We start from the raw sequence: 3276 nt of genomic DNA on the forward strand, positions 1-3276 counted from the left end.
GGCGTCTGCGGCGAGGCCCGCCGCGCCCGCGCTGCGTCGGCCACCGCCGCTTGCCGGCGTCACGGTGGTGGAGGCCGCCACCATCATCGCCGCGCCCTTCGGCGCCTCGCTGCTCGCCGACATGGGCGCGCGCGTGATCAAGTTCGAGCCGATCGAGGGCGACCCCTTCCGTGGCATGGCGCCGGGCCTGGGCGCGGCGCGGGTCAACACCGGCAAGGAGAGCATCGCGCTCGATCTCAAGCAGCCGCGCGCGCGCGAGCTGGCGCAGCGCATCGTGGCCGGCGCCGATGTCTTCATCCACAACTACCGGCCCGGCGTGCCCGAGCGCCTGGGCCTCGCCTGGTCGCAGCTGAGCGCGATCAATCCGCGCCTGGTCTATCTGTCGGCCAACGGCTACGGCCCGGCCGGCCCGGGCGCGCTGCGGCCCTCCACCCATCCGATCCCGGGCGCGGCCATGGGCGGGGTGCTGTGGCAGATCGGCGGGCCGCCCGAGTCAGGTGCCATGGACGAGGCACGGCTGCGCGAGACCGCGCGCCGGCTGATGCGCGCCAACGAGGTCAACCCCGATCCAAACACCTCGCTGGTGGTGTGCTCGGCGGCGCTGCTCGGGCTGACCGCGCGTCGCCGCCTGGGCATCGGCCAGGCGATCTTCATCGACATGTTCGGCACCAACGCCTGGGCGAACTTCGATGACGCGATCGCCTTCCCCGGCAAGCCCGAGCGGCCGCTGCCCGATCGCGAGGGCTTCGGCCTGCATCCGCTGTGGCGGCTGTATCGCGCGCAGACCGGCTGGGTGTTCCTGGGCATCGAGAGCGCCGCGGCCTGGGAGGGGTTGCGCGCGCAGCTCGCGAGCGAGTTCGCCGGCGAGCCTGCACTGGCCCGCGACCATGCGTCCGCCTGCGCGGGCGGCGCAACGGTGAGCGATGCCCTGGCGCGGGTGTTCGCGCAGGCGCCGGCCGCGCGGTGGGAGGCGCGGCTGGCCAGCCGCGGCCTGGGCTGCGTGCAGGCCGACGCCGCCACGCCCGATGCCTTCTTCCTGCGCGACCCGCAGGCGATCGATCAGGGCCTGAGCCTGCCGGCCGAGCACCCGCAGTGGGGCGCGTACCGCCGGCATGGCGCGCTCACGGTGTTCGGCGGCACGCCCGGGGTGTATCGCGGCACCACGGCGCTGGGCGGCAGCACGCAGGCCTTGCTGGCCGAATTCGGCGTGCCGGTGGCCGAGCGCGCGGCGCTGCGCGAAGCGGGCGTGGTGGGCTGAGACGGGATCGCGGCGCCGGGTCACTCCGGCTTGATGCCGGCTTCACGCGCCACCTCTTTCCAGCGCGCGATCTCGGCGCGGATGAACTCGCCGGTTTCCTCGGGGCTGCTCGGAACCGGCGTGGCGCCCTGCTTGGCGAACTGCTCGCGCGTGCCCGGGTCCTGAAGCACCTTGACCACCGCGGCATGCAGCCGCTGCACGATCGCCGGCGGCGTGCCCGCCGGGACCACCAGCGCCTGCCAGGAGCTCACATCGTAGTCACGCGCCAGCGCCTCCTGGACGCTGGGCAGTTCGGGCGCGCCCGATGCCCGCTGGCGGGTGGTCACGGCCAGGCCGCGCACCTTGCCCGCGCGCACCTGCGGATAGAGCGATGAGATCGGGTCGAAGAGCACATGGATCTGGCCACCGATCAGGTCGGTGATGGCTGGGGCGCTTCCCTTGTAGGGCACATGCAGCATGCGGGTGCCGTTTAGGGTGTTGAACAGCTCCACCGCCAGCTGGATCGATGTCCCGGCAGTGCCGAAGCTCAGCGCGCCCGGGCGCGACTTCGCGAGCCTGACCAGCTCCGGAAGCGTGTTCGCGGGCACCGACGGATGCACCGCGATGACCAGGGGCTGGATCGCCAGCAGGCTCACCGGCGTGAAATCGCGCAGCGGATCGTAAGGCAGCTTCGCGAACAGCGCCGGGTTGGTGCCCAGCGTGGAGATGTTGCCGAGAAGCAGGGTGTGGCCATCGGGCGCGGCGCGCGCCGCGACCACGCTGCCGGGCACGCCGCTGGCCCCGGCCCGGTTCTCGACCACCACCGACTCGCCGAGCTCGGTGGCCAGCCGCGAGGCGACGGTGCGCGCGACGATGTCGGTGACGCCGCCTGCCGGGAAGGGGGCGATCAGGGTGATGGTGCGCGATGGCCAGGCGCTCTGGGCGAACACGCCCGCCGAGGCCAGCGTGAGCGCGAGCGCCGCGATGCCGCGGCGGGTCCATGTCGTCATGATCGTCTCCCGTGTTCGGGCGAGGAGCGCCCAGGCCATTGACGGACGCCTGCATCCTGTAGGATATACATGCACATTTGTATATCCAGGAGGGCTGAATGCAGGTCGCAAAGTGGGGAAACAGTCTCGCGGTTCGCCTTCCCGCGTCCGTGGTCGAGGCGCTCGATCTGAAGCCGGGGGACAACATCGCCATCCATGTTCGGGGCGAGCGCAGCTTCGCGATCGAGAAGACACCCGGCGCGCGCGAACTCCTGGCCCGGCTGCGCAGGTTTCGCGGTCGTCTGCCCATCGACTTCAAATTCGACCGGCTGGAAGTCCATGAGCGGGGGTGACGCCTTCTTCGACACCAATGTCATCGTCTACCTCCTCTCGGCGGACACGGCGAAGGCCGACCGCGCGGAGGATCTCGTCGCTCAGGGGGGCGTCATCAGCGTTCAGGTTCTGAACGAATTCGTGGCGGTCGCATCGCGAAAGCTGCGAATGCCCTGGAGCGACATCCATGAAGCGCTGAACCCGCTCCGCGCGGTCTGCGAAGTCGTTCCGATCAGCATCGAAACCCATGACCGCGCTCTGCATGTGGCGGAGCGCCATGGGCTGTCCATCCATGACGCCCTGATCGTCTCGGCTGCGTTGCTGGCAGGCTGCCGGACGCTCTACTCGGAAGACATGCAGGACGGTCAGGTCATCGATGAGCAGCTGACGATTCGAAACCCCTTTGGTTCCGCGTGAACCGACAGTTGCCGCGCGAGCGCCGCGATGCCGCGGCGGGTCCAGGTCGTCATGGTCGTCTCCCGGGATCGGCGATGACCTCAGACCTCCACGCGCGCGCCGTCAGATCGGCGCCGGCTTCCCGTTCATCCCCATGTTCGGCTGCGCCCGTGCCACCAGATCGGTGAGGATCGCACCCGCCTGCGCCGGGTCCGCCACCTGCGGCGCGCTCGGCCCGGGATGCCAGCCCTGCGTGATGCCGAGGTGTCCGCCACCGGCCTCGATCACCCGGGCGGTGACCGCGCTGCTGTGCCGGCTTGC

4 protein-coding genes and 1 pseudogene are annotated in these 3276 nt (G+C 71.0%); 3 read left to right on the top strand and 2 right to left on the bottom strand.

Annotated elements, in window-relative coordinates; genetic code table 11:
* Nucleotides 1–1258 (top strand): CaiB/BaiF CoA transferase family protein (locus AC2H6A_RS18905; protein WP_484275267.1); only part of this gene is annotated, 1258 nt, incomplete at its 5' end.
* Between the two features lie 20 nt (nucleotides 1259–1278).
* Here the strand turns inward: AC2H6A_RS18905 and AC2H6A_RS18910 are convergent.
* Nucleotides 1279–2247, bottom strand: coding sequence for a Bug family tripartite tricarboxylate transporter substrate binding protein (locus tag AC2H6A_RS18910; protein ID WP_484275268.1), 969 nt, complete (start codon nucleotides 2245–2247; stop codon nucleotides 1279–1281).
* Between the two features lie 98 nt (nucleotides 2248–2345).
* On the opposite strand from AC2H6A_RS18910, the gene AC2H6A_RS18915 reads away from it, so the two are divergent.
* The gene (locus AC2H6A_RS18915; RefSeq protein WP_484275269.1) at nucleotides 2346–2579 is read left to right on the top strand and encodes an AbrB/MazE/SpoVT family DNA-binding domain-containing protein; all 234 of its coding nucleotides are present in this window, start codon (nucleotides 2346–2348) and stop codon (nucleotides 2577–2579) included.
* The gene (locus AC2H6A_RS18920; protein ID WP_484275270.1) at nucleotides 2566–2976 is read left to right on the top strand and encodes a PIN domain-containing protein; all 411 of its coding nucleotides are present in this window, start codon (nucleotides 2566–2568) and stop codon (nucleotides 2974–2976) included. The genes AC2H6A_RS18915 and AC2H6A_RS18920 overlap by 14 nt, the downstream gene beginning before the upstream one ends.
* Nucleotides 2977–3078: 102 nt before the next feature.
* Here the strand turns inward: AC2H6A_RS18920 and AC2H6A_RS18925 are convergent.
* A pseudogene (locus AC2H6A_RS18925) lies at nucleotides 3079–3276 on the bottom strand (short-chain dehydrogenase); the annotation flags it as partial.

Source organism: Quisquiliibacterium sp. (genome assembly GCF_982640115.1).